The sequence below is a fragment of the Streptomyces sirii genome, assembly GCF_045690365.1.
GTDB classification, from domain to species: Bacteria; Actinomycetota; Actinomycetes; order Streptomycetales; family Streptomycetaceae; genus Streptomyces; species Streptomyces sirii.
In genome coordinates, this window is the sequence record NZ_CP147982.1 from 4,775,962 (window position 1) to 4,794,514 (window position 18,553).

Annotated in this window: 13 protein-coding genes and 1 riboswitch; of the genes, 8 read left to right on the plus strand and 5 right to left on the minus strand. The window is 70.3% G+C overall.

The window, feature by feature from the left end:
- Nucleotides 1–65 precede the first annotated feature (65 nt).
- Entirely contained in the window at nt 66–1,475 is a 1,410-nt protein-coding gene (locus tag WAB15_RS21440) for a YibE/F family protein (protein ID WP_407287212.1), read from the minus strand.
- A gap of 47 nt (nt 1,476–1,522) precedes the next feature.
- Nucleotides 1,523–1,679, plus strand: a riboswitch (TPP riboswitch).
- On the opposite strand from WAB15_RS21440, the gene thiC reads away from it, so the two are divergent.
- The 3 genes from thiC (at nt 1,673) to WAB15_RS21455 (ending at nt 4,797) form a co-directional block, all read left to right on the plus strand.
- The gene (gene thiC, locus WAB15_RS21445; protein ID WP_407287213.1) at nt 1,673–3,454 is read left to right on the plus strand and encodes a phosphomethylpyrimidine synthase ThiC; all 1,782 of its coding nucleotides are present in this window, start codon (nt 1,673–1,675) and stop codon (nt 3,452–3,454) included. Its footprint overlaps the riboswitch before it by 7 nt.
- A gap of 225 nt (nt 3,455–3,679) precedes the next feature.
- Nucleotides 3,680–4,213, plus strand: coding sequence for a hypothetical protein (locus tag WAB15_RS21450; RefSeq protein ID WP_407287214.1), 534 nt, complete (start codon nt 3,680–3,682; stop codon nt 4,211–4,213).
- Complete coding sequence (locus tag WAB15_RS21455; protein ID WP_407287215.1) at nt 4,210–4,797, plus strand: hypothetical protein; 588 nt, start codon at nt 4,210–4,212, stop codon at nt 4,795–4,797. The genes WAB15_RS21450 and WAB15_RS21455 overlap by 4 nt, the downstream gene beginning before the upstream one ends.
- Nucleotides 4,798–4,819: 22 nt before the next feature.
- Here the strand turns inward: WAB15_RS21455 and WAB15_RS21460 are convergent, their stop codons facing one another.
- The 3 genes from WAB15_RS21460 to WAB15_RS21470 all read right to left on the minus strand — a co-directional run bounded on the left by WAB15_RS21460 (nt 4,820) and on the right by WAB15_RS21470 (nt 8,425).
- On the minus strand, nt 4,820–5,713 hold the full coding sequence (locus WAB15_RS21460; RefSeq protein WP_407287216.1) for a hypothetical protein: 894 nt from the start codon (nt 5,711–5,713) through the stop codon (nt 4,820–4,822).
- Nucleotides 5,714–5,938: 225 nt separating this feature from the next.
- Nucleotides 5,939–7,054 (minus strand): metallophosphoesterase, encoded by a 1,116-nt coding sequence (locus WAB15_RS21465; protein WP_407287217.1) that lies wholly within the window; start codon nt 7,052–7,054, stop codon nt 5,939–5,941.
- Nucleotides 7,055–7,324: 270 nt separating this feature from the next.
- Complete coding sequence (locus WAB15_RS21470) at nt 7,325–8,425, minus strand: LacI family DNA-binding transcriptional regulator (protein ID WP_399145802.1); 1,101 nt, start codon at nt 8,423–8,425, stop codon at nt 7,325–7,327.
- 416 nt (nt 8,426–8,841) lie between these two features.
- Here WAB15_RS21470 and hisC point away from each other — a divergent pair, with 416 nt between their 5' ends.
- Nucleotides 8,842–9,921 carry a histidinol-phosphate transaminase gene (hisC, locus tag WAB15_RS21475; protein WP_407287218.1) on the plus strand — a complete coding sequence of 360 codons (1,080 nt, stop codon included), beginning with the start codon at nt 8,842–8,844 and terminating at the stop codon, nt 9,919–9,921.
- Nucleotides 9,922–9,968: 47 nt separating this feature from the next.
- Here the strand turns inward: hisC and WAB15_RS21480 are convergent, their stop codons facing one another.
- Nucleotides 9,969–10,337: a cyclophilin-like fold protein gene (locus WAB15_RS21480; protein ID WP_407289263.1), complete on the minus strand. Its 369-nt coding sequence runs from the start codon at nt 10,335–10,337 to the stop codon at nt 9,969–9,971.
- 261 nt (nt 10,338–10,598) lie between these two features.
- On the opposite strand from WAB15_RS21480, the gene WAB15_RS21485 reads away from it, so the two are divergent.
- The 4 genes from WAB15_RS21485 to WAB15_RS21500 all read left to right on the plus strand — a co-directional run bounded on the left by WAB15_RS21485 (nt 10,599) and on the right by WAB15_RS21500 (nt 18,519).
- On the plus strand, nt 10,599–12,107 hold the full coding sequence (locus WAB15_RS21485; RefSeq protein ID WP_399145800.1) for a cytochrome ubiquinol oxidase subunit I: 1,509 nt from the start codon (nt 10,599–10,601) through the stop codon (nt 12,105–12,107).
- Nucleotides 12,108–12,116: 9 nt separating this feature from the next.
- On the plus strand, nt 12,117–13,118 hold the full coding sequence (gene cydB, locus WAB15_RS21490) for a cytochrome d ubiquinol oxidase subunit II (RefSeq protein ID WP_399145799.1): 1,002 nt from the start codon (nt 12,117–12,119) through the stop codon (nt 13,116–13,118).
- Between the two features lie 39 nt (nt 13,119–13,157).
- The gene (cydD, locus tag WAB15_RS21495; protein WP_407287219.1) at nt 13,158–16,736 is read left to right on the plus strand and encodes a thiol reductant ABC exporter subunit CydD; all 3,579 of its coding nucleotides are present in this window, start codon (nt 13,158–13,160) and stop codon (nt 16,734–16,736) included.
- Nucleotides 16,737–16,839: 103 nt separating this feature from the next.
- On the plus strand, nt 16,840–18,519 hold the full coding sequence (locus WAB15_RS21500; RefSeq protein WP_407289264.1) for a GAF domain-containing sensor histidine kinase: 1,680 nt from the start codon (nt 16,840–16,842) through the stop codon (nt 18,517–18,519).
- Nucleotides 18,520–18,553 lie beyond the last annotated feature (34 nt).

Genomic DNA, 18,553 nt, shown 5'->3' on the forward strand with positions numbered 1-18,553 from the left:
GGGCCCGCCGGTCAATTCACTTGCCCGTGCGCCCTCCTGGGCTCGTGCGCGGCATGCCTATACCGCTACCGCTTGCGTCGCCTGCCATGCCCTCCGCGTCGTCCCGACCGGCCGCGCGACGCAGCGTCGGCACCCCCTGCAGCCGAACTCACCGCCCGCGAAGCCGCTGTCCCTGGCGCGCCCCGGGTGCCGTCGCTCGTGCGGTCCGCCGAGACAACGAGCGCCGCCAGAAGTGTCGTGAGCGGGACCGAGGCGACCAGGCCGATGCTGCCGACCAGCGTGCGGACGATCTCTTCCGCCACCACCTCGCTCGTGGTGACCGTACCGACGCTGCTCTGTGCAATCGAGAACAGCAAAAGCAGCGGCAGCGCGGCACCCGCGTAGGCCAGGACGAGGGTGTTGACGACGGACGCGATGTGATCGCGGCCGATCCGCATCGCCGCGCTGTAGAGCTTGCGCCGGCCCGCCGTCGGGTCCGCCTCCTTCAGCTCCCACACCGCTGCGGTCTGGGTCACCGTCACATCGTCGAGCACACCCAGCGACCCGATGATGATCCCCGCCAGGAGCAGACCGCGGATCTCGATGTTCGGGTAGAGCCCGTGCACCAGCCCGGTCGTGTCGTCCGTATTGCCCGTCAGCAGCGCCCAGCCGATGAATACCGAACCGAGCAGCCCGATCAGCAGCAGCGAGGCGAGGGTGCCGAGTACGGCCACGGAGGTACGGGCGGTCAACCCATGGCACAGGTAGAGGGCGATCAGCATGATCGCGGAGCCCCCCACCACGGCCACCACCAGCGGATTGGAGCCCTGCAGGATCGCCGGGAGGATGAACAGCGTCAGCACGACGAAGCTGGCCGCCAGTGCGACCAGCGCGAGTACTCCGCGCAGCCGGCCGACGACCACGACGGCGACGGCGAAGATCCCTGCCAGCACCCACATCGGCAGAGACCGGTCGACATCGGTGACCGAGTACTGCAGTTCCCGGGGCGCCTTGGGGGAGTACGACACCACCACGTCCTGCCCGGTGGTGTAGTGCCGCAGGGCGTCCGGCGTCACCACCGTCTGGAAGGTGCGCCCGGTGTTCTCGCCCGTGGTGACCTTGATGGTCGCCTGCTGGCAGGGTTTGTCCGATGCCGCTCCCCCGGCTGGTGGCTGTCCCGTCTGCGACGGTGGCTGAGGCCCCTGCTCGGCATGGACATCCGCGCAGTTCACCTCCACCACCTTGATCACTCTGGCCCGCTCGGTGGGCTGGTCGAAACCGACGCCGGACGGTTTGTGCCCCGGGGCGCCGCCCGGCCAGAGCACGACCAGGCCGACCGCGACCGCGGTGGCGAACGGGATCAGCACCGCAGCGATGACCTTGCGCAGATGCCGCGAGACGGGTGCGGCAGGGCCGTGGCCATGACTGTGCGAGTGCGCGGCCGGATGGTGGTGGGGTTCGTGAGGGCTCACCCGCAGATCATTGCAACAACTCATGGGGCCCCCTGTTCACCCCGCTACGTCGGCCGCTACCGTGGTGCCACCTTTGCAATCGCGGGAGCTCGGAGCACCGGGCTGAGAGGGCGCTGACCTTCGTCCCAGTGATGTTTCACGTGAAACGTCGATGGACGGAAGCCGCTGCGTCGACCGCCGAACCTGTTACCGGGTAATGCCGGCGTAGGGAGTTGGGTCTCATGACCTTGCAGGATGCACGCACGCCCGAAAACGGTGCCGGCAGTGAGCCGCAGATCGGCTGGCACAAGGGCTATGTCTCCGGATCGCGCCCGGATCTTCGGGTCCCGGTCCGGCGGGTGCACCTCACCAACGGCAAGCACGTGACGCTCTACGACACGTCCGGGCCGTACACCGACCCCAACATCGAAACCGATGTCCGTCGTGGCCTCGCGCCGCTGCGGGAGAACTGGGTCATCGCGCGCGGCGACACCGAGGAGTACGCGGGCCGCCCTATGCGGCCGGAGGACGACGGCCTCAAGCACACCTCACCGCGCGGTGGCCTCAAGAACCTGGACGCGGTCTTCCCCGGTCGCCCGCGCCAGCCGCGCCGTGGCCGCAACGGCGCCGCGGTCACCCAGCTCGCATACGCCCGGCGCGGCGAGATCACCGCGGAGATGGAGTACGTCGCCCTCCGCGAGAACGTCACGCCCGAGTTCGTGCGGGACGAGATCGCGGCCGGCCGTGCCGTACTGCCGTCCAACGTCAACCACCCGGAGATCGAGCCGATGATCATCGGCAAGAACTTCCTGGTGAAGGTGAACGCCAACATCGGCAACTCGGCGGTCACCTCCTCCATCGAGGAGGAGGTGGAGAAGATGACCTGGGCGACCCGCTGGGGCGCCGACACGGTCATGGATCTGTCCACCGGACGCAACATCCACACCACCCGCGAGTGGGTGCTGCGCAACTCCCCCGTCCCGATCGGCACCGTCCCCCTGTACCAGGCGCTGGAGAAGGTCGACGGCAAGGCCGAGGAGCTGACCTGGGAGATCTACAAGGACACCGTCATCGAGCAGGCCGAGCAGGGCGTCGACTACATGACGGTGCACGCCGGTGTGCTGCTCCGCTACGTCCCGCTCACCGCCCGCCGCAAGACCGGCATCGTCTCCCGAGGCGGCTCGATCATGGCCGCCTGGTGCCTCGCGCACCATCAGGAGTCGTTCCTGTACACGCACTTCGAGGAGCTCTGCGAGATCCTCGCCTCGTACGACGTCACCTACTCGCTGGGTGACGGGCTGCGCCCCGGCTCGATCGCGGACGCCAACGACGAGGCGCAGTTCGCCGAGCTGCGGACGCTCGGCGAGCTGAACACCATCGCCAAGCGGCACGGTGTGCAGACCATGATCGAGGGCCCGGGCCATGTCCCGATGCACAAGATCAAGGAGAACATCGACCTCCAGCAGGAAATCTGCGAAGAGGCGCCGTTCTACACGCTCGGCCCGCTGACCACCGACATCGCGCCCGCCTACGACCACATCACGTCCGGCATCGGCGCGGCGATGATCGCCTGGTGGGGCACCGCGATGCTCTGCTACGTCACGCCCAAGGAGCACCTGGGCCTGCCCGACCGCGACGACGTCAAGACCGGCGTCATCACGTACAAGATCGCGGCCCATGCGGCGGACCTGGCCAAGGGCCACCCGGGAGCCCAGGAATGGGATGACGCGCTCTCCGACGCCCGCTTCGAGTTCCGCTGGGAGGACCAGTTCAACCTGGCCCTCGATCCGGACACGGCACGCGCGTTCCACGACGCGACGCTGCCCGCGGAGCCGGCGAAGACGGCTCACTTCTGCTCGATGTGCGGCCCGAAGTTCTGCTCGATGAAGATCAGCAGAAGCATCACCGAGCAGTTCGGCGGCGACGCGGACGCGACGCCGGAGGAGGTCGAGGCGGGAATGCTGGAGAAGTCCAAGGAGTTCGCGGCTGCGGGCAACCGCGTGTATCTGCCGCTGGCGGACTGACTGCCGCGTCTGCGAGTAACGGCGGAGGCCCAGTCGGGGCCCCGCCGTTACCGGTGCGCTGAAAGGTCAACACCGGTCTGGTCGCCGCGCGGCGTGCGAAGACTTCTACGCCGGGCAGGGCTGCCTGCGGACATCGATCTCGACGATCCTGTATGCGTCAACTGGTTGGCGGATCGCACGTGTTGGCCCGATCGCCCGTGGCGACGACGTGCTGCGGGCGTGGGGATGGCTCTGGGACTTCTCGCGTCCGCCGCGGTGTTGTTCCACGTGGGTGCGAAGGACGCGTTCGGCGCCCTGGCGTACGGCGGGCGCATCGTGGGGGTCGTCTTCATCGCTGCGGCGCTGGTGGAAATGGTCGCGGTCCTGGCGCTGTGTGACTACTGGGGGAAAAGGGCACTGCGGTACTCGGGTGTGGCGGTCCTCTTGGGGGTTGGCACCGTAACGGTCACCAATCTGGCGTTCCTGATCGTTCAGTTCCAGGGCGGGGACTACACCCCTTTTCTCTTGCTGTGGGTCGGCTTGGCGCTCTGGGTGATCTGGGCGCTGTGGACGCTGACCCGACAGAAGGCATGGCGGGGGATTCCGCACCCTAAAGGCGTCGCGATGAGCGTGGTGGTATCCGGAGCCGTCGGGCTCGTAAGCGTCGGCTATTCGCAGATCGGCGCCGGTGGCCTGTTCGGCTACTCAGGAAGCCGCCGGTCGGCTCGCTCTGAAGCCGGTTTGGAGTGGGGTGGTGGGGCTCGTACGGTCGTGGCGTGATGAACATGGTCGGTGAACCGTGCAGGCTCGGGGTCCCCGGGACCGGGGCGAGGTTGCGGTTCGAGATGGAGCCTCGGAAGTGGGGGCCCGGGCCGGGGCGCAGGCTGCTCGTGCTCGATGGAGAGCCTGCGTTCCAGCTCTCCCCCTGGTGTGGGACGTGTCAGTTCCTGTTCCAGCGGCTTGAGGGTGCCAACCAGACGCTGTCGTTGGAGGGCATGCAGGAGCGTCTCGCCGGCCGGCTGTCGGGCCTGGACGGCGACGTTCTCGAGGCGTTCGGCTCCTTGCTGCCGGAAGGCGACTATCTGCCTTTGCTGCTCCGGGTCGAGCCACGGCTGGTCACTCCGGGTCAGGAGGGTGACTACTTCAGCGGCGAGCAGGTGGCCGCATGGGGGGTCGACGCGTTCTGGGGGCTTCCGGAGCACCCGCGCACGCCGTACTACCGCACGTTCGAGACCGTGGTCGATGACGAGGCGCACCTCTACGAGTTCGTCGTGCCGATGGTGCCGCCGTCCTGGAACACGCCGGAACGGGTGGCGGAGTACGCCGAGCAGATGCCGTGGCACTCGGACGGCCCGGTGACGTGAATCCGTGCCATAGGGACACGCCCTAGTCCGGCGTGTGATCCGGTCCGCCGTAATCCGGGCTGGTGAAGTCCGGGCTGGAGTAGCGGGGGCGGGAGCCCGGCGAGCCGCTGTCGGGGCTGCTGAATTCGGGGCGGGTGTAACCGAGGGTGGGTATGCGGCTCTCGGGGGCCGTGGTGCGGCGCGGGACATAGCGGACCGGGTCGTTGTCCGGGGCGGCCGCCGGATCGGCCAGCGCTTCACGGAGAAAGGGCAGCAGACCGCGCTCCAGGAGGGCGCGCCGCCACGCTTCGCGGGCGTCGTCCAGCGCCTCGCCCAGCTCGTCGGCTCTGGTGGACCGGGCGGACGGGCCGTTGCGCAGCGCAGTGATGAGCAGGCCGCCCATCGCGACGAGGGTCCCGGCGGCGGCCAGCACGGCGAAGATCCAACCGACGCTGATCAGCGGCTCCGCGAGGGACTTGTCGGGGCTGATGGTGCGCAGGACGTAGCCGATGAGGAGGAAGAGGACCGCGGCGATGCCCGCGAGGACCGGGGCGAGGACGGTGATCATCGCGGCCAGCCCGGCACCGGTGGTTTCGGCCTCTCCCATGGCCGTGGCGGTGGCCAGTCCCAGCCCCCCGTCGGCGGTCTCGCCCAGCTCCCCACCGCTCACGCCGGCGCCGGACGCTGCGGGCGCCGGCGCGCGCAACTCGGCACGGAGCTGTACATAGCGCTGGTATTCGGCCGTTGCGCAGGCGGCGATGGCGGTGGTCGCGCTGATCGCCATCGTGCGCAACTGTTCGGTGTTCAGGTGCTTTCCCGCGGCGGCGGCGGTGGGGTCGTCCGGGCGGTATTGGGCGGTACGCAGCGCCTCATCGAGGATCCGCGTGAATTCCGCGCGATCCTCGTTCAGCAGGTGCGGAGCGCTGTTCATGTGCATCCCCCGATGCTCCGTAGGGCCGTACGGCCGGCGTGGGCCGGGCAGTGGGCGGAAACGGAGGAGAGCCTGCTACGGATAGCCCGATGGTAGAGCGACTCCGGCCTGGGGTGACAGAGAGTTTGCGGAATTTGAGTAATGCCACGACCGGATTCCGCCTGTGCCGCCCCCCGATTCCGACCCGGCCGACCAGCCGCCAGACCTGACGTACACCTGCCCCCGGAACGCTCAGCCAGTCAGCGGAAGTTGAACGACCAGCAGCTTTCCGGCCATCGTGATGCCGCCGTCCATGGCGATGGCCAGACCGTCGGCGTAGACATGCGGACCGTCGACGGCGATGCCGTCGTTCTCGCCGTCCTCCGCGCCGACCTCGCCCAGCAGGTACGGGATCGGGCTGTGGCCGTGGACGACGCGGTCGCCGCCGTAGGCGTCCAGGAGTTCGCGTACGGCCTGCGAGCCGGACTCGTCGCGGAAGGCGAAGCGCTTGGTGAACTTGCGGAACAGGTCCCACACTTCGTCGGCTTCGCTGCGGGTCAGCACGTCGTGGACGTTGTCGTTGACGGCCTCGATGGAGTCGCCGTAGTCGAGGTAGGCGGTGGTGTCGGAGTGCACGAGCAGATGCCCGTCCTCCTCCATCACGGCGTCCAGCCGGGCCATCCACTGGAGGTGGTGGTCCTGCAGCCGGTCCATATCGGTCTTCTGGCCGCCGTTCAGGAGCCAGGCCGCCTGGAAGGACGCGGTGCCGGCGCCGGACTGGACGGGGGTGTCGCCGAACCGCTTGGCGCCCAGCAGCAGGAGCTCGTGGTTGCCCATCAGGGCCTTGCAGTAGCCGCCGGCCGCCGCGGCCTGGGCGGAGAGCTGCATGACCAGGTCGATCACGCCGATGCCGTCCGGGCCGCGGTCGGTGAAGTCGCCGAGGAACCAGAGCCGGGCGTTGCCGGCCGCCCAGTTGCCGTCGGCGTCGATCAGGCCCTCGGCGGCCAGCGCCTCGCGCAGCTCGTCGTAGTAGCCGTGCACATCGCCCACGACGTACAGCGGGCCCATGCCCTCGGTCGCGTCGGCGTCGTCGGCCGTCTCGGGCGCCGGGACGACGGCCGGGCGGTCGATGAGGGTGTCGGTGCGGCCCGGGGTGATCACCGGCAGATCGCGCGCGGTCGGGGTGTACTCCTCGGGCAGCTCGACCGGCTGGGCCGCAGGCGGCACCGCGGGGGGCGCGGCCGGGGGGCCGGCGGGCAGATGGAGCGGCGGACCGGCAGGCGGAACGGGTGATCCGGCGGACATGCCGGAGGGCATTCCGGGCAACGGAGCGGACTCCGGAGTGTCTCCCCCCATGGTCCACACCATGGGTCCCTGACTGGCCCCCTGAGTCATCGACCCCTCCACCGTTGCGCCGCCGTGCACCTCTCGGACCTTTGCCTGGTCGACGGCGGTCCGCGGTGTCGTCCGCCCATCATAGGAATGCCGATCGCGGGTTGCGACGCACCCGGGGGTGATCAATCCGGCGCAGCCCGGCATTCGCGGCTGATTTCTCCCATGATCGCCCAGTTTTTTCCTGGCCGACGAGGGCGCCCGGTATTGGCCGGAACGCCCGCTCGTCCGTATATGGCGGCATGTTCAGTCGCCGGCGGGTTTGCGCGGCGGGCTGACCGTCGTCCTCGGGGACCGTCGCTGGGACGAGGTCCGCACGATCAGATCGGTCGGTATCACCTGTTCGATGGGCCGCCCGTTGTCGAGTCCCTCGATGGCGTCGATGAGGATCTGGACGACGGCGGTGCCGATGCGGCGCGGCTTGAGGGACAGGGTGGTGATGGGCGGCTCGGTGGTGGCGTAGACGGTGGACTCGCTGCAGCAGACCAGCAGCAGGTCCTCCGGCACCCGCAGGCCGTAGCGCCGGGCCGCGGCGAGCAGGTCGGTGCCGTTGGGGTCGAAGAGCCCGTAGACGGCGTCCGGCCGGTCCGGGCGGGCCAGCAGCCGGTCGGCGGCGACGGCCCCCGCGCACGGGTCGTGCGCCGGGTAGGACTCGTAGACCGGGTCCTGGCCGACGCGCTCGCACCAGCTCAGATAGGCGGTCGTCGACAGTCGGGTGTAGGTGTCGGTGGTGGTGCCCGTGAGCAGGCCGATGCGGCGGGCGCCGGCGTCGGCGAGGTGGTCGAGCAGGCCGAGGACGGCGGCCTCGTGGTCGTTGTCGACCCAGCCGGTGACCGGCAGGCTGCCGCCGGGGCGGCCGTCGGAGACGACCGGGATGCCGTGCCGGACGAGTTCGGTGACGACGGGGTCCCCGTCGGCGGGGTCGATGACGACCGTGCCGTCCAGGGCGACGTTCGACCACACGTCGTGGCGGGAGGTCGCGGGGAGGATGACCAGCGCGTAGCCGCGAGCCAGGGCCGCGGAGGTGGCGGCTCTGGCCATCTCCGCGAAGTACGCGAATTCGGTGAAGGTGAAAGGTTCATCCCCGTACGTGGTCACGGTCAGGCCGAGGAGCCCTGACTTGCCGGTACGGAGCGTGCGGGCGGCTGCGGACGGGCGGTAGCCCAGCCGGTCGGCCACCTCGCGGACGTGGCTACGGGTGGCGTCCGGAAGCCGGCCCTTGCCGTTGAGCGCGTCGGAGACGGTCGTGATCGACACACCGGCTGCGGCGGCCACGTCCCGGATGCCCGCCCGCCCCAGCCGGCGACCGGTCGACCGGCTCACCTGGTGCTTCCCTGCTGCTGTCATGGCGAGCCGATAGTAGGGCTCGATAGGGCCAATCGCGGGGCTCGAACGAAGACGCTGCAAAGGCACGTTTCTGCATGGTGATGAACCGTCAACTACCCATAAAGTAAAGGTAGTTGGCGCCATCAGGGATCATTCAAGGGGAGATCTGCCGCCCTTGCCTGGCGATCGGTTCAGGTCTCGAAGCGGTCTCAAGTCACCTTGACGAGGGATGCGCGCCACGGCGCGAGCCACCGGCGCGCGCTCGTTCTAGGAGCGCGCCCCCGAGGCTGTGCGCGGGGTCGCGCCGAGCGGCCGGGTGGGGGTGGGCGCGGCACGGACGCCGAATCCGGGCCCCGGTCGGGGCTGACGCCGAACGGGCCAATCCTCATAAGGTGTGCAGTATTGAAGAGGAGCGGGACGGTCGAGGAGGACCTGCGGTGAGCGAGAAGACCCCGAAGCTGCGCGCTGCGCTGGACGGTATCCCCACCTACAAGCCGGGCCGGCCTGCGGCGACCGGTGGTCCGGTGGCGTACAAGCTGTCCTCCAACGAGAACCCCTATCCGCCGCTGCCGGGCGTCCTGGAGCAGGCGGTGACCGCCGCCGGCTCCTTCAACCGTTACCCGGACATGGCCTGCACGGGCCTGATGGCGGAGCTGTCCGAGCGGTTCTCGGTGCCGGTGGAGCACCTGGCGACCGGGACCGGATCGGTGGGCGTGGCCCAGCAGCTGGTGCAGTCGACGGCCGGGCCCGGCGATGAAGTGATCTACGCCTGGCGGTCGTTCGAGGCTTACCCGATCGTCACCCAGATCTCCGGTGCCACCCCGGTGCAGATCCCGCTGACCTCCGGCGAGGTGCACGACCTGGATGCGATGCTCGCGGCGATCACCGACCGGACCCGGCTGATCTTCGTCTGCAACCCCAACAACCCCACGGGCACCGTCGTGCGCCGTGCGGAGCTGGAGTCCTTCCTGGACCGGGTGCCGAGCGATGTGCTGGTGGTGCTGGACGAGGCGTACCGCGAGTTCATCCGTGACGCCGAGGTGCCGGACGGTATCGACCTCTACCGCGACCGTCCCAACGTCTGTGTGCTGCGCACCTTCTCCAAGGCGTACGGCCTGGCGGGCCTGCGGGTCGGCTTCGCGGTGGCGCACGAGCCGGTGGCCGCCGCGCTGCGCAAGACGGCGGTCCCCTTCGGGGTGAGCCAGCTCGCGCAGGAGGCGGCGGTGGCGTCGCTGCGCAGCGAGCAGGCCCTGATGGAGCGGGTCGACGCGCTGGTGGCCGATCGCGCGCGGGTGGTCGACGGCCTCCTCGGGCAGGGCTGGACGGTCCCCGAGACACAGGCCAACTTCATCTGGCTGCGGCTGGGGGACCGTACGACCGACTTCGCGGCGGCCTGTGAGCGGGCCGGCGTGGTCGTGCGCCCGTTCCCCGGCGAGGGCGTGCGGGTCACGATCGGGGAGAAGCCGGCGATGGACCTGTTCCTGCAGGCCGCGGAGGAGTTTCGCAAGGCGCTGTAAGCCGTCGTAAGGCTTTTCGGGAGGCCGTGGGTCCGTGACCTGCGGCCTCAGGCCCTGTGTACGTGGATGGGGTCGCCGCTGCGGACGGTGGCCAGTGCGCGGGGGTCGCCGTCGATGCGGCCCAGCACATTGCAGGGGGAGGCGAGGCGCGGTTCGTCCCCCTCGGATATCGGCGTGGGGCCGTAGGGCAGCGCGAGGGCGTTGCCCGGTGGCCAGAAGGCGACCGTGCCGGGTTCGACGACCTGGCGGGCGTCGGCCTCCAGCGCGGGGGTGAGCCCGGTGTCGAAGTAGACCTCCTCGCCCCAGGTGTGGGCGGTGGAGTCGACCGGCAGTGCGGCGACGAGTGCCGCGGCGGTCGGGGTGTCGTCGAGGGTGGCGGTCAATTGCCCTGCGGGCCAAGTGATGCGGATCTTCATGGCCACGAATTCAACAATATGTTGAAGCTCTGGGGAAGAGGGTGCGCGGGCGCGTTCGGCGGGCCGGGTGGAAGCGTTCATGCGCCATGGAATCGAGCGTGACCGCGGTCACGTACCCCCCATAGGGATGGCGATTAGGCCATGGGAGATAATTGCTTGTGAATGTGAACGCGTTCACAAGCCCGTCCCGGTATGTACCGCTTTATGTGACGCAAAAGGGACATTGCCCCTAGGGCAATGGCGACGTAAGGAGAGCAAGGCGTGGAACTGGCGTTGGCGCCAGAGACACTGGCGCGGTGGCAATTCGGCATCACGACCGTCTACCACTTCCTGTTCGTCCCCTTGACGATCTCCCTCGCCGCTCTGGTGGCCGGACTTGAGACCGCATGGGTGCGAACGGGCAAGGAGAAGTACCTCAAGGCCACCAAGTTCTGGGGCAAGCTGTTTCTGATCAATATCGCGATGGGTGTCGTCACCGGCATCGTCCAGGAGTTCCAGTTCGGTATGAACTGGTCCGACTACTCGCGGTTCGTCGGCGACGTCTTCGGTGCCCCGCTGGCCTTCGAGGCGCTCATCGCGTTCTTCTTCGAGTCCACCTTCATCGGGCTGTGGATCTTCGGCTGGGACAAGCTGCCGAAGAAGATCCACTGCTTCTGCATGTGGATGGTCTCGATCGGCACGATCCTGTCGGCGTACTTCATCCTGGCCGCGAACTCCTGGATGCAGCACCCGGTCGGCTACAAGTACAACGCCGCCAACGGGCGCGCCGAGCTGACCGACTTCTGGAAGGTGCTGACCCAGGACACCACCCTGGTCGTCGTGTTCCACACGCTGACCGCGGCCTTCCTGACCGGTGCCGCGTTCATGGTCGGCATCTCCGCGTTCCACTTGATGCGCAAGAAGCACATCAAGGTCATGCGGACCTCGCTGCGGCTCGGGCTGATCACCCTCGTCATAGCCGGCATCCTCACCGCGATCAGCGGTGACGAGCTGGGCAAGGTGATGTTCAAGCAGCAGCCCATGAAGATGGCCGCCGCCGAGGCGCTGTGGGAAACGGAGAAGCCGGCGCCGTTCTCGGTCTTCGCCTACGGCGACGTCGACAAGGGCCACAACAAGGTCGCCATCGAGGTGCCCGGCCTGCTGTCCTTCCTCGCGCACAACGACTTCTCCTCGCCGGTCCCGGGCATCAACGACGTCAACAGGGCCGAGCAGCAGAAGTTCGGGCCCGGTGACTACCGGCCCAACATCCCGGTCGCCTACTGGGGCTTCCGCTGGATGATCGGCTTCGGTATGTCGTCGTTCGCCATCGGGCTCGCCGGGCTCTGGCTCACCCGTAAGAAGTTCTGGCTGGCGCCGGGGCTGCGTACGGGGGACGAGGAGCCACCCCGGCTCGCGCTCACCAAGAACAAGGTGCTCGGTGCCCGGCTGAGCAAGGCCTACTGGTCGCTCGCCTTCGTCACCCTCGGCTTCCCGCTGATAGCCAACTCGTGGGGCTGGATCTTCACCGAGATGGGCCGCCAGCCCTGGGTCGTCTACGGCGTGCTGCGCACCTCGGACGCGGTCTCCCCGGGCGTCTCGCAGGGCGAGGTGCTCACCTCCATGATCGTCTTCACCACGCTCTACGCGATCCTCGCCGTGGTCGAGGTCAAGCTGCTGGTGAAGTACGTCAAGGCCGGACCCCAGGAGCTCACCGACTCCGACCTCAACCCGCCCACCAAGATCGGCGGCGACAGTACCGACGCCGACCGGCCGATGGCCTTCTCGTACTAGGAGGCGACTGTGCAACTCCACGACGTCTGGTTCGTCCTTATCGCCTTCCTGTGGACCGGGTACTTCTTCCTCGAAGGGTTCGACTTCGGGATCGGCGTCCTGACCAAGCTCCTCGCCCGCGACCGCCGCGAGAAGCGCGTACTGATCAACACCATCGGGCCGGTCTGGGACGGCAACGAGGTCTGGCTGCTCTCCGCGGCCGGTGCGACCTTCGCCGCCTTCCCCGAGTGGTACGCCACCCTGTTCTCCGGCTTCTACCTCCCGCTGCTGGTCATCCTCGTCTGCCTGATCGTGCGCGGGGTCGCCTTCGAGTACCGCGCCAAGCGGAACGAGGAGCGCTGGCAGCGCAACTGGGAGCAGGCGATCTTCTGGACCTCGCTGCTGCCCGCGGTGCTGTGGGGCGTCGCGTTCGGCAACATCGTGCGCGGCGTGAAGATCGATGCGCACAAGGAGTACGTCGGGAGCCTTCTCGACCTGCTCAACCCGTATGCGATCCTCGGCGGCCTGGTCACGCTGACGCTGTTCACCTTCCACGGCGCGGTCTTCGCCTCGCTCAAGACGGTCGGTGACATTCGGGAGCGGGCGCGCCGGACGGCGACCGTTCTCGGACTGGTCACCGCGGTGCTCGCGGTCGGCTTCCTGAGCTGGACCCAGGCCGACAAGGGCGACGGCGGCAGCCTGATCGCGATGATCGTCGCGGTGGTCGCCCTGGTCGCCGCGCTCGGGGCCAACAAGCTCGGGCGCGAGGGCTGGGCGTTCGCCTTCTCCGGCGTCACCATCGCGGCGGCGGTCGCGATGCTGTTCCTGACGCTCTTCCCGAACGTCATGCCCTCGACGCTCAACGAGAGCTGGAGCCTCACGGTCAGCAGTGCCTCGTCCAGTCCCTACACCCTGAAGATCATGACCTGGTGTGCGGTGATCGCCGCGCCCCTCGTGATGCTCTACCAGGGGTGGACGTACTGGGTGTTCCGCAAGCGAATCGGTACCCAGCACATCGCCGATGCCCACTAGCTGAGCCGTCGCTCCTCGGGGCGGCCTCAGCAGGATGGAATGTTTCACGTGAAACCCGTCGACCCGCGTCTGCTCCGATACGCCCGCGCCACCCGCGGCTTCCTTGCCGCGGTGGTGGTACTCGGGCTGGCCGGAGCGGGCCTGGTCGTCGGTCAGGCGATGCTGATCGCCGAGATCGTGGTCGGCGCCTTCCAGCGCGACCTCGATCTCGGCGGCCTGACCACACCCCTGGCGCTGCTCGCCGCGGTCTCCGTCGGGCGCGGACTGATCTCCTGGCTCACCGAGCTGGCCGCGCACCGCGCCGGCGCGGCGGTGAAGTCCGAGCTGCGGATGCGGCTGGTCGAGCGGGCGGCGCGGCTGGGGCCCGGCGCCTCCACGACGTCCCGGGCCGGCGCCAGCGAGCTGCGCACCGGCGAGCTCACCACCCTCGCCACCCGCGGTATCGACGCCCTGGACGACTACTTCTCGCGCTATCTGCCGCAGTTGGGGCTGGCGGTCGTCGTCCCCGTCGCGGTGCTCGCCCGGATCGTCACCGGCGACTGGGTCTCGGCGCTGACGATCGTCCTCACCCTGCCGTTGATCCCGCTGTTCATGGTCTTGATCGGCTGGGCCACCCAAGCCCGGATGGACCGCCAGTGGCGGCTGCTCGCCCGGCTCTCCGGGCACTTCCTCGACGTCGTCGAGGGCCTGCCCACCCTCAAGGTCTTCGGCCGGGCCAAGGCCCAGGCCACCGCCATCCGCACCATCACCAGCGAGTACCGCCGCGCGACCCTGCGCACCCTGCGGATCGCCTTCCTCTCCTCCTTCGCGCTGGAGCTCCTCGCCACCATCTCCGTCGCGCTGGTCGCGGTCGGCATCGGGATGCGGCTGGTGCACGGCGAACTCGACCTCTACACCGGGCTGATGGTGCTGGTCCTGGCGCCCGAGGCGTATCTGCCGCTGCGGCAGGTGGGCGCGCAGTACCACGCCGCGGCCGAGGGGCTCGCGGCCGCCGAGGAGATCTTCGAGGTGCTTCAGACGCCGCTGCCGGCGTCCGGCACCGCGCCCGCCCCGCGGGGCAGCGCCCTCGCCGTCGAGGAGCTGGTGGTCCGCCACCCCGGGCGGGCCGCCGACTCCCTTCCCGCGACCTCGTTCGAGGTCCGGGCGGGCGAGACCGTCGCGCTGGTCGGCCCCTCCGGCGCCGGCAAGACCACGCTGCTGAGCGTGCTGCTCGGCTTCAGCGAGCCGTCCGAGGGCCGGGCCCTGGTCGACGGCCAGGACATCGCCTCCCTCGCCCCCGACAGCTGGCGGGAGCGGATCGCCTGGGTTCCGCAGCACCCGCATCTGTTCGCCGGCTCGATCGCCGAGAACGTACGGCTGGCGCGGCCGGACGCGGATGACGCCGCGGTACGCACCGCACTCGCCGACGCCGGGGCGCTGGACTTCGTCGACGCGCTGCCCGACGGCATGGCGACCCGGCTCGGCGAATCCGGCGCCGGGCTCTCCGCCGGTCAGCGCCAGCGCCTCGCGCTCGCCCGGGCCTTCCTCGCCGACCGCCCGATCCTGCTCCTGGACGAGCCCACCGCGAACCTGGACGGTGAGACCGAGGAGGCGATCGTCGCCGCGGTCCGCCGGCTCGCGGTCGGCCGTACGGTGCTCCTCGTGGTCCACCGGCCCGCGCTGCTGGCGGTTGCGGACCGGATCGTGCGGCTGCCCGATCCGGCGGCCGCGGTGGAGCCGGTGCCGGGCGCGGTCGTGGCCCGCGGCCGGGGCGCGGACTCCGCCGCGGCCCCGGGCGGGACCGCCGATCCCGCGCACCCGGGCGAGGCCGTGGTGGACGCCGCCCATCGTGGCGCGCTGACCCGTCTGCGCCGGATGGCGCGTGCCCACCGGGCGAGGTTCGGGCTGGCGCTGCTGCTCGGGAGCCTCGCGCTGGGCAGCGCGGTGGGCCTGATGGCGACCTCCGGATGGCTGATCTCGCGGGCCGCGCAGCAGCCGCCGGTGCTGTATCTGATGGTGGCGGTGACCGCGACCAGGGCGTTCGGCATCGGGCGCGCGGTCTTCCGGTACGCCGAGCGGCTGGTCGCCCATGACGCGGTGTTCCGGATGCTCGCCGACGTACGCGTCGCCGTCTTCCGGCGGCTGGAGCGGCTGGCGCCGGCCGGGCTCAAGGAGCGCAGCCGCGGCGATCTGCTGTCGCGGCTGGTCGCCGATGTCGACGCGGTGCAGGACTACTTCCTGCGGTGGCTGCTGCCCGTCGGGGCGGCGGTGGTGGTCGGCGCGGGCGCCGTCGGCTTCACCGGCTGGCTGCTGCCGGAGGCGGGGGTGATCCTCGCCGTCGGGCTGCTGCTCGCGGGCGCGGGGGTGCCGCTGCTGTCGGGCGCGCTGGCCCGGAGGGCGGAGCGTCAGCTGGCGCCGGCCCGCGGCAGGCTCGCCACCCGGGTCGTCGAGGTGCTCACCGGGACCGCCGAGTTGACGGTGGCCGGAGCGCTCACGGCCCGTACGGAATCGGTGCGGCGCGCGGACCGCGAGCTGACCCGGATCGCCTCCCGCTCGGCCGCCGTGGCCGGGACCGGCGCCGGGCTCTCGGCCATGCTGTGCGGGCTGACGGTCGCCGCCGCCGCGGTCGTCGGCGTCCAGGCGGTGCACTCGGGCCGACTGGACGGGGTGGCGCTGGCGGTCGTCGTGCTCACTCCGCTCGCCGCGTTCGAGGCGGTGACCGGGCTGCCGCTGGCGGTGCAGTACCGGCAGCGCACCCGGCACGCCGCGGAGCGGGTCTTCGAGGTGCTGGACGCCCCTGCGCCGGTGCACGAGCCGACCGCGCCCGCGGCGGCTCCCCAGACGCCGTTCCCGCTGGTCGTAAGGGATCTGACCGCGCGCCACACCGGATCGCCCCGGCCGGCGCTGGACGGGGTCGGCCTCACCCTGACGGCCGGTCGCCGGGTCGCCGTCGTCGGTCCGTCCGGCTCCGGCAAGACCACGCTGGCGCAGGTGCTGCTGCGCTTCCTGGACCCCGAGTCGGGGGCGTACACGCTGGGCGGGACGGACGCTCGGACGCTCGACGGTGACGCGGTGCGGCGCCTGGTGGGGCTGTGCGCGCAGGACGCGCACCTCTTCGACAGCTCGCTGCGGGAGAACCTCAGGCTCGCCCGCCGGGACCGTAGCGCGGACCCGGGCGACGCCGACGACCAGGACCTTTGGGACGCCCTCGGTCGGGCGCGGCTCGCCGACTGGGTGCGCGGGCTGCCCGACGGCCTGGACACCATGGTCGGGGAGCACGGCGCCAGGCTGTCCGGCGGCCAGCGGCAGCGGCTGGCCCTGGCCCGTGCGCTGCTGGCGGACTTCCCGGTGCTCGTGCTGGACGAGCCCGCCGAGCATCTGGATCTGGCCACCGCCGATGCGCTGACCGCCGACCTGCTGGCCGCGACCGAGGGCCGTACGACGGTGCTGATCACCCACCGGCTCACCGGGCTCGACGCCGTCGACGAGGTGCTGGTGCTGGATCGCGGACGGGTCGTGCAGTGCGGGGGGTACGCGGAGCTGGCGGCGGCCGACGGCCTGTTCCGGCGGATGCTGGAGCGCGAGCGGGCGGTCGATGCGGGCCTGCCGATGGCCGGCTCCGTAGAAATGGCTCCGTAAATGTCCCCTTATTAGGCTCTTGTGCATGGCAGTCACGGCAGGACCCGCACCCCCGGACCCCATGGGTCCCGGGCGCGGTGACGCGAGCCCGGCTCCCGATCCCATGGACGCCGCCACGGAGGCCACCCGCAGCCTCCAGGGGCTGTCCTCCGAGCTGACCGCCCGGGTGCCGCAGCTGCTGGAGGCGATGCGTACCGTCGGCGCGGGTCTCGACCTGCACATCACCCTCGACCGGATCGTGGAGACCGCCGCCGAGCTGGCCGACGCCCGCTACGCCGCCATCGGCATCATCGACGACGCCCGCGAGGGGCTGTCGGACTTCGTGACGTACGGCGTGACCGCGCAGGAGCACAAGCGGATCGGTGCGCTGCCCGACGGCCACAAGGGCCTGCTCGGCGCGCTCATCCACGACCCCAAGCCGCTGCGCCTCGCCGACCTCACCCAGGACTCCCGATCGGCCGGGTTCCCGCCGGGCCATCCGCCGATGCGGACGTTCCTGGGCGTGCCGATCCGGGTCCAGGGCGAGATCTTCGGCAATCTCTATCTGACGGAGAAGCGCGGCGGCGGGGAGTTCAGCGAGGAGGATCTGCACATGGTGCGGGTGCTCGCCACCGAGGCCGGTATCGCGATCGGCAATGCCCGGGTGCACGCGGCGACCCGGCAGCGGGAGCGGTGGATCGACGGTTCGGTGGCGGTGACCACCGAACTCCTCGCCGGCAGCGATGTCGACGACGCGCTCGCGGTGGTCGCCGAGCAGGCCCGGAAGCTGGCGGACTCGGCGGCCGGCATCGTGCTGCTGCCCGACGACGAGGGCGGTCTGGAGATCGTCGCGGTCTCGGCGGACGAACCCGCCGGGATCATGGGGACACAGATCCCGCCCGACAGCCCGGTGGCCGAACAACTCCTCGCCGGGGAGCCCGTGTTCGTGGACGACTCGGCCACCGACCCGCGCATGGTGACGGCCATCGCACCCCGTTTCGGGCCGAGCATGATGCTGCCGCTCAAGAGCGGCGGCCGGGTGCTCGGCACGCTGGCCACCCCGCGGTCCCGTGGCGCCCGCCCGTTCACCGCCGCCGAGCGGACCCTGGCCACCCAGTTCGCCGCGCAGGCCGCGCTGGCGCTGGTGCTGGCCGACGCCCAGCGTGACCGTGAGCGTCTCGCGGTGTATCAGGATCGCGACCGGATCGCCCGTGACCTGCACGATCTCGTCATCCAGCGGCTGTTCGCGACGGGCATGATGCTGGAGGGCGCACAGCGCAGATCCGTCGTCCCCGAGGTGGTGCAGGGCGTCGGCAAGGCCGTCGACGAGCTGGACGTCACCATCCAGGAGATCAGGACCGCGATCTTCGCCCTCCAGCAGGGCCCGGCTGAGGCGCCGTCCGGGCTGCGGACCCGCGTGCTGCGGGAGATCGGCACCGCCGCCGTACCGCTCGGCTTCCAGCCGTCGGCCAGCTTCGTCGGCGCGGTCGACTCCCGGGTCGGCGAGCTGACCGGCAAGAACCTGATCGCCGCGCTCCGCGAGGCGCTGTCGAACGCCTTCCGGCACGCTCAGGCCTCTCGGATCGAGGTCGTCGTCGACGCGACGATCAGACTGCCGGACGGCACCGAAGGGGTCCGGCTGACCGTCACCGACGACGGCATCGGCATCCCGAACGGCGGCCGCCGCAGCGGCCTGAAGAACCTCGCCAAGCGCGCGGAGTCGCTGGGCGGCTCCAGCACGTACGGGCCCGGACTCGGCACGGACGGGGCCGGGACGATGGTGACGTGGGAGGCGCCGCTGTGAGGCCCCTCGCCGAGGTCGTTGCACACGAGGGATG

What these genes read in the sequence shown, in the direction of transcription:
- WAB15_RS21440 (WP_407287212.1), bottom strand. Translation starts at nt 1,475, where the DNA reads ATGAGTTGTTGCAATGATCTGCGGGTGAGCCCTCACGAACCCCACCAC.
- thiC (WP_407287213.1), top strand. Translation starts at nt 1,673, where the DNA reads ATGACCTTGCAGGATGCACGCACGCCCGAAAACGGTGCCGGCAGTGAG.
- WAB15_RS21450 (WP_407287214.1), top strand. Translation starts at nt 3,680, where the DNA reads ATGGCTCTGGGACTTCTCGCGTCCGCCGCGGTGTTGTTCCACGTGGGT.
- WAB15_RS21460 (WP_407287216.1), bottom strand. Translation starts at nt 5,713, where the DNA reads ATGCACATGAACAGCGCTCCGCACCTGCTGAACGAGGATCGCGCGGAA.
- WAB15_RS21465 (WP_407287217.1), bottom strand. Translation starts at nt 7,054, where the DNA reads ATGGTGTGGACCATGGGGGGAGACACTCCGGAGTCCGCTCCGTTGCCC.
- WAB15_RS21470 (WP_399145802.1), bottom strand. Translation starts at nt 8,425, where the DNA reads ATGACAGCAGCAGGGAAGCACCAGGTGAGCCGGTCGACCGGTCGCCGG.
- WAB15_RS21480 (WP_407289263.1), bottom strand. Translation starts at nt 10,337, where the DNA reads ATGAAGATCCGCATCACTTGGCCCGCAGGGCAATTGACCGCCACCCTC.
- cydD (WP_407287219.1), top strand. Translation starts at nt 13,158, where the DNA reads ATGTTTCACGTGAAACCCGTCGACCCGCGTCTGCTCCGATACGCCCGC.
- WAB15_RS21500 (WP_407289264.1), top strand. Translation starts at nt 16,840, where the DNA reads ATGGACGCCGCCACGGAGGCCACCCGCAGCCTCCAGGGGCTGTCCTCC.